The 6,334-nt window shown below is 55.5% G+C and carries 7 protein-coding genes and 1 pseudogene; 2 read left to right on the top strand and 6 right to left on the bottom strand.

Annotated elements, in window-relative coordinates; genetic code table 11:
- Nucleotides 1-56: 56 nt before the first annotated feature.
- Genes AC1QQ2_RS10925 through AC1QQ2_RS10940 form a run of 4 tightly spaced genes read right to left on the bottom strand, consistent with a single transcriptional unit; the run spans nt 57 to nt 3,397 of the window.
- Nucleotides 57-785 (bottom strand): SDR family NAD(P)-dependent oxidoreductase, encoded by a 729-nt coding sequence (locus tag AC1QQ2_RS10925; RefSeq protein WP_479713165.1) that lies wholly within the window; start codon nt 783-785, stop codon nt 57-59.
- 2 nt (nt 786-787) lie between these two features.
- Entirely contained in the window at nt 788-1,330 is a 543-nt protein-coding gene (locus AC1QQ2_RS10930) for a DUF3833 family protein (RefSeq protein ID WP_479713166.1), read from the bottom strand.
- 10 nt (nt 1,331-1,340) lie between these two features.
- Nucleotides 1,341-2,099, bottom strand: coding sequence for a DUF1365 domain-containing protein (locus AC1QQ2_RS10935; protein WP_479713167.1), 759 nt, complete (start codon nt 2,097-2,099; stop codon nt 1,341-1,343).
- Nucleotides 2,096-3,397 (bottom strand): NAD(P)/FAD-dependent oxidoreductase, encoded by a 1,302-nt coding sequence (locus AC1QQ2_RS10940; protein ID WP_479713168.1) that lies wholly within the window; start codon nt 3,395-3,397, stop codon nt 2,096-2,098. The genes AC1QQ2_RS10935 and AC1QQ2_RS10940 overlap by 4 nt, the downstream gene beginning before the upstream one ends.
- 103 nt (nt 3,398-3,500) lie before the next feature.
- On the opposite strand from AC1QQ2_RS10940, the gene AC1QQ2_RS10945 reads away from it, so the two are divergent.
- Nucleotides 3,501-4,154: a sigma-70 family RNA polymerase sigma factor gene (locus AC1QQ2_RS10945; RefSeq protein WP_105234017.1), complete on the top strand. Its 654-nt coding sequence runs from the start codon at nt 3,501-3,503 to the stop codon at nt 4,152-4,154.
- 3 nt (nt 4,155-4,157) lie between these two features.
- Nucleotides 4,158-4,799: a ChrR family anti-sigma-E factor gene (locus AC1QQ2_RS10950; protein ID WP_438987917.1), complete on the top strand. Its 642-nt coding sequence runs from the start codon at nt 4,158-4,160 to the stop codon at nt 4,797-4,799.
- Here AC1QQ2_RS10950 and AC1QQ2_RS10955 read toward each other — a convergent pair.
- Together AC1QQ2_RS10955 and AC1QQ2_RS10960 are read right to left on the bottom strand one after the other, a co-directional pair.
- Entirely contained in the window at nt 4,789-5,943 is a 1,155-nt protein-coding gene (locus tag AC1QQ2_RS10955) for a DNA recombination protein RmuC (RefSeq protein ID WP_479713169.1), read from the bottom strand. The two genes, AC1QQ2_RS10950 and AC1QQ2_RS10955, sit on opposite strands and share 11 nt — an antisense overlap.
- Before the next feature lie 80 nt (nt 5,944-6,023).
- Nucleotides 6,024-6,334 (bottom strand): annotated as a pseudogene (locus AC1QQ2_RS10960) (acetyl-CoA C-acyltransferase); the annotation flags it as partial.

Below are 6,334 nucleotides of genomic sequence, written 5' to 3' on the forward strand. Positions count from 1 at the left end.
ATGGATAGCAGTAACTTTGTGCCGATTAGCCGACCGTGGCTTTGATCTGTCGCAAATCAAAATATTCGGAAATAAAGCCAATCAGGCATCAGCTGTGACGCTCGGAAAAACCACGAAAACAATGTCGGAAAGCTGCGTTTGAACTTCCGGCTATTCATATGGTCGAACATCACGCGCGCCGCGTCTTCGGGCGACATGATGAACGGCATGTTGAACGTGTTTTTGTCGGTCAGTCGGGTACGAATAAAGCCTGGGTTCACCACCTGAACTTCTATCCCAGTTCGCTTAAGGTCGGACTTCATAGTTTCGGCCAATGACATAATTCCAGCCTTTGATGCCGAATAACCAAGCGCGCCTGGCAAGCCACGAAACCCAGATAGAGATCCAGTGAGAACGATGTGGCCCTCATTACGCTGCACCATGTCGGGAACGGTCGCGCCCAAAACGCGCATCGCCCCCATGAGGTTCACGTCAACCATGGTTTCCGCATCATCCGCGTTCCATTCGGTCGCGGCCATCGGCCAGTAGACGCCCGCGAGGAACACCACGCCGTCAACTGGACCGATTGAGGCTGCAGCGGCGCGAACATTTTCGGTGTCAGACACATCGACTGGCACTATCCGCGCAGGCCGTGACAGACTTCCAGCTACCTCCCGCAGACGCTCTTCCGAACGCGCCGACAGGATCAATTCCGCACCCGCATCGGACATTATTTCCGCGAGTGCCCGCCCCAGTCCTTCGCTTGCGCCGATCAGCCAATAGGTTTTGCCAGCCCAGTCCCGCATCTTTACACCCGACGCATCGTCGCGATGAGTTCTCCGACCTTGATACCGAACTTTCGAAATTGCGACCTGTTCACCAGCTCACCTGAGGGCGATGTATACATCCAATCTGTCACAGACAGGACATGCCCCCCCGCATCCTCGGTCAGTTTGATCTTGTAGTTCAGCACGATAGCAGAGCCCCCCTGACGACCCGTCGCTGTGCCAATCACATCGGGGGCAGTCGCGGTGATGGTGCCATCTTCCGCAACCTTCAGGTCCCAATGGCGAAGCTGCGTAGCACCGCTATCATACTGGAATTCCTCTGTCATTTCGCCGGAATTTCCGTCCCATGATGCGTTGAACTGACCAAAAAACCGCGATGCAACGCGTCCAAACGGACCATAAATCACACCACTGCACAGCATCTTTCCGTTCAAATCTGTACGTATGTCGATCGGACGGCCCGAGGGATAATCCTCAACCTTCTGCGCTGCAAACCCGAACCGCGCACTGATCAGTAGAACAAGGGCAAAGGCGACGCAGATGCCAAGAAAAAACTGAACCATAACCTACCTCCTAACGGCTGACGTCTTGAACGGGTGGAACGGGGCGATCACGATATTTGGCACCTTTGCTTCGGAGCTTCATCGCCTGCCAAAGGATGAGCCCCATCACACGCAACGACCCCAATGGACGACGAAGATAAGCCTTCGCGATGTCCCGATTTCGCAGCGAACGGCGAGGGCCGCTCAGGGTCGCAACAACTCCACCGCCGGCACCGTCTCCAAATTCAATGACGATATCGATTGCGGTCCGCGTGATATCGAACCGAAACCTGTAGCCGCCCGAAATCGTCTGGAACGGTGACACATGGAAAATCTTCTGCGCTGTGACCCAACCATTTCGATTTAGCGGCCCGAGGTCATCGTGGTGACACAGATACGAATGCCGATCACCGAAGGTGTTGTTCACCTCGGCGATCACGACACGCAGAACACCATCACGATCATGGCAGAGCCAAAAACTGACAGGATTAAAGACGTAGCCCAACGCGCGCGGTTGGGTCAGAAGCTGGATACGGCCCATCTGTCCGATCCCGTGCGCATCCAGAACGCTGCGTACCCATGCAACACCCTGCCCCTGTTTGGGTGCTCCTCCATGGTCTACATCACGTACGGACCAAGGCCGCGCTGAATTTCGAGCAAAGCCCCACGGCGCACTCACCTCGACCTCCATGTCCAGCAGCACATAGTCGATGGAGTAGCGAAATGCGTTTCGGATCGCGCCACGCCGCCCATGAAAGGTCTGCCCTTCGATGTAGTCTACAGGGATCATTCCGCCGCCACTCGAACGTTGGTTGCTGTATTGATACCCGCGACGACGTCCAAAGCGCTGGAGAGACCATCCTCGTGGAAACCGTTTTTCATCCAAGCGCCACAGAACCATGTGTTATCGGTGCCGTTAAATGCTGCGACCTCTTTCTGGGCTTCCAGCGCGCCAAGGTCATAAACAGGGTGGCGCAGTGTCACCTCGTCCCAGATAAAATCTTCGCGGATCGTTCGGTTCGAATTGAGCGTCACAAAATAGTCGTCGCCCGTTAACCACGATTGCAGCGAGTTCATCCAATAGGTCAAATCAATCGGCTCATCTGTGCGGCCAGTAACTTCGGTGTAGTTCCACGACGACCAAACCGATTTATGGCGCGGCATGATAGATGCGTCGGAGTGCAGAACAACGCGGTTCGGCTGATACGCCATTTTCGAAAGCGCTGCCGTTTCGTGGGCACGCGGGTCGGCCAACATGCGCAGGCTATCGTCGGAGTGGGTCGCAAAGACAACGTCGTCGAAGGCCTCCCAATCTGCGCCAACCAGCTTAACCTCGACACCACCCAACGTTCGACGCACCGCATCGACATAGGCCCCAGTACGGATCTCAACACCACGCGCACGCATTTGCGCCTCGAGCCGAGTAACATACGACCGCGACCCGCCCTCAACCGTGTACCATTGATGCTGACCTGTATGGCTAAGCAACGCGTGATTTTCGAAGAACTGCATCATGGCGTAGGCAGGGAATTCCATGATTTTCTCGACGGGTGTCGACCAAATGGCGCCCGACAGCGGCAGGATATACCGTTCCGCAAACCACGACCCTACACCGAGTTTGTCGAGCATTTCGCCGACAGTCATTGTCTGGTCAGACTTTGCGATGCTCAGGGCACGGCTGTTGAACTTAAAAATGTCACTGATCATGCGAAGGTAACGCGGGTTCAGCGCGTTCTTCTTCTGCGCAAAAATCGCCGACAGGTTCTTTAGCCCGTATTCAAAACGTCCGCCGTCAATTGACGCACCAAAACTCATGTCGGACTTCACTACTGGCACGTCCAGTTCATCGAACAATGCCGTCAGATGCGGATAGTTCGCGTAGTTGAACACGATAAAACCCGTATCCACGAGATCGGCACCGTCGCGGCCGGCTGGACGAGTGCGTGCGTGCCCGCCGATTGATGCCTCTGCCTCGAGCAATACGACGCGATGATGTTGAGCGAGGTTATAGGCTGCACCCATGCCGGAAATACCCCCGCCGATGACTGCGATAGTTCTTGGGGCGGGGGTTAGGCTTTCAAATGGCATCGATATCTCCGAACTTGGTTATTGGTGTTACGGTCCAAACAGGTTTTTGGATGAAACTCTTTCGCGAGGTGATCCAGAACGCGCTTTGCGGCGTAACATCTTTATGTTCACGCAGACCCAAACACTCGATTCAGATAGACCTGTCCAGCCGTACAGCTATGGTTGGTCCAAGACAGTTGGATCGAAACCAAAGGAAACGTCGCGCGTGACCGAACAGAAGACCCCCGCTCGGGCCGAATGGCTCGACGAGATTTACGCGGTCCGCGATACGCAGGATCAGGCAGCGTTTGCGCGCCTGTTCGCGCATTTCGCGCCGCGGGTTAAAGGGTTTCTGATGCGGTCAGGCGCGTCAGCGGACGTCGCAGAGGAATGCGCCCAAGAGGTCATGGCGACCATCTGGCGCAAAGCCGCATTGTTCGACCCAGCACGGGCGAGTGTTGCGACATGGATTTTTACCATCGCGCGGAACCGCCAGATCGACATGATCCGGCGCGCCCGACGCCCCGAACCAGAAGATCTCGCTTGGGGACCAGACGCCGAACCCGATCAGGAAGAGGTGCTCGTCCTTCAGGAAGAAACCAACAAACTAGGTGAGGCGATAGCAGCCCTGCCTGAGAAGCAACGAGAGTTGATCCAAAAGGCCTATTTCGGCGATCTCAGCCATTCTGAGATTGCGGAACAGACCGGACTGCCGCTTGGCACGATCAAATCCCGTATCCGATTGGCGCTGGACCGCTTGCGCCACACGATGAGGTAAGACATGGCTGAAATTAAGCATCACCTAACCGACCAGCTTTTGATGGGCTACGCCGCTGGCACCCTTCCCGAAGCCTTCAGCCTCGTGGTCGCAACCCATGTGTCGCTCTGTGATGAGTGCCGTTCTCGCCTCGGTGAATTCGAAGCCGTGGGTGGCGAAGTCATGATGTCCGCAGGGTCAGTTTCCATGTCAAACGACGCCTTCGCCGCGACGATGGCGCTGATTGCGAACACGCCCGAAGCCCCGCAGAAACGCTACGCCAAGGGTATCTTCCCTGCCCCGCTCCAAGACTACGTTGGCGGTGACAAAGATGACGTGCGCTGGCGGCCCGTTGGCGGCGGCGTCCGTCAAATGATCCTAGCGTCTGACGGTGGTGCGACTGTGCGCCTGCTGCACATTCCAGGCGGTGTCGCCGTGCCCGATCATGGGCATCGCGGCCTAGAACTGACGCTGGTCCTGCAGGGCGCGTTTAAAGACGAATCCGATCGTTTTGGCGTAGGTGATGTTGAAGTCGCCAACGAGGACTTGAACCACACGCCGATCGCAGAAGAAGGCGAAGCGTGCATTTGCCTTGCCGCGACCGATGCACCACTAAAATTCAATTCGTTTTTGCCGCGCATCGCGCAGCGGTTCGTTAAGATTTAGGCACGGACAGCGGCACCACGGCGGGATCAGCGTCGGGTGCCAATTCTTCGAAATCAAAGTTATCGAGACGTTGCGCACGGCGCCCCGCCTTATCCGCACTGATTTTGATCTCTGCGATATCCTTAGCCGCCATCCCGAAATGACGGTCGAGGTTTTCAACTCGCGTGCCCAGACGATCAACGTCCGTATACAGCAGGGCCAGTTCCTTGCGAATGGCCCCAGCCTGTTCGCGCATCCTCGCGTCTTTCAAAATCGCGCGCATCGTGTTGAGGGTCGCCATGCAGGTCGTCGGGGAGACGATCCAAACCCGCGCATTGAACCCCTCGCGCACCAACTCACTAAAGTTGGCGTGCAGTTCGGCATAGACTGCCTCGGACGGCAGGAACATCAACGCGCCATCCGCTGTTTCACCCTCGATGATGTACTTCTCATTGATCGCCTTAATGTGGGTCCGCACCGCCGTCCGCATCAAACGCGCAGCGTCGTTCAGCTCATAATCCGACTTCGCACGACGAAGAGCCTCATAGGCCTCCAATGGGAACTTACTGTCGATCACAATCGGTCCCGGAGGGTTCGGGAGGTGAATCAAACAGTCGGCCCGTTTGCCGTTCGATAGAGTGTGCTGGAGGCTGTAGCTGTCCGAGGGCAAAGCCTTGGACACGATGTCATGCAACTGAATTTCTCCGAATGCGCCACGCGTCTGTTTGTTCGACAGAATGTCCTGAAGGCTCAGCACATCGCCGGACAGTTTGGTGATGTTCTCTTGGGCCTTGTCGATGGTCTTTAACCGCTGCTGTAGTTCGCCAAGTGACGCCGCTGTGGTTTTGGCACTGGTCGTCAAATTGCGGTTCATCATCTCGGTCACGTTCTGCAACCGCTGTTCCATCAGCTTGAGCATATTGGCCTGCGACTGCGCCTGCGCCTCGGTCACCGATGTCAGGCCGCCAAACAACTGCTGCTGACCGTCCGACAACATTTGTACTCGCTGGGTCACGCCGCCCATCTGGCTCGCCACGATCTGCGCCATCTGCGTCGATTGCCCTGCACGCTTCACAACCATGATCAGCAGGATGACAAGAACCAGCGCAAACGCAGCCCCCACAATCGCGATCAAAGTCAGAGGATCATTCAGGTCAATCGTCATTAGGTCCGTCCAAACAAACGTTCGCGAACCTGTTGTTTTTGAAGCTCTCGCTTTCCTAAACTAAGACTTTCTATAGTCACTTAATCGAATCGTTCAAAAATACCGGCAATACCCTGACCTCCACCAACACAAGCAGTAACCATTCCATACTGTTGCTTTCGCAGTTTCATTTCTTCCAAAAGCTGAATACTTAATTTCGCACCCGTACATCCTAAAGGATGCCCAAGGGCTATGGCTCCTCCATTTACGTTGACTGTTTCAGGATTTAGCCCTGCTTCTTGAATCACGGCTAACGCTTGAGCAGCAAACGCTTCATTGAGCTCTGTCTGTTCAATATCTTTCAATTGTAAACCGGCTATTTTTAGTGCTTTTGGAATGGCTACACAAGGAC

Origin of the sequence: Aestuarium sp. (assembly GCF_023253315.1) — a bacterium.
Classification (GTDB): Bacteria; Pseudomonadota; Alphaproteobacteria; order Rhodobacterales; family Rhodobacteraceae; genus Marivivens; species Marivivens donghaensis.